Origin of the sequence: Streptomyces pratensis (assembly GCF_037137275.1) — a bacterium.
Lineage (GTDB): Bacteria > Actinomycetota > Actinomycetes > Streptomycetales > Streptomycetaceae > Streptomyces > Streptomyces pratensis_B.
In genome coordinates this window covers 1-310 of record NZ_JBBBEN010000002.1, presented here as the reverse complement: position 1 = coordinate 310, position 310 = coordinate 1, and the positions used below count along the sequence as shown (strand labels likewise).

Genomic DNA, 310 nt, shown 5'->3' with positions numbered 1-310 from the left:
TGCGGTGACGATCAGAAGGAGCGGTGCGACCGCGTGGACAGCGGCCCCGACCAGGTCCTTCTTGAGCGCGGAGTCCGCGACGTTCAGGGCCAGGGTCATGAAGCCGGTCATCCACCGCAGGGCGATGGGCCACCGGCCCCCGTGCCCGCCCATCCCGGCCAGCACCGCATCTAGCCGCACCACGATCACCACCGCCGCGTCCACGACGAGCGGCAGGATCGGGGCGGTCCACTCCCACCCCTTCGGGCTGTGGCGCTCCATCAGCGGGGTGACCGTGAGGATGGAGAACAGCATCGCGCCGCCCACGATC

The 310-nt window shown here is 70.6% G+C and carries 1 protein-coding gene; it reads right to left on the bottom strand.

All coding sequences use genetic code 11. From position 1 onward, the window contains the following. Positions 1–309 (bottom strand): DUF2637 domain-containing protein (locus tag V9U70_RS00010; protein ID WP_336672307.1); only part of this gene is annotated, 309 nt, incomplete at its 3' end. Position 310: the final 1 nt, after the last annotated feature.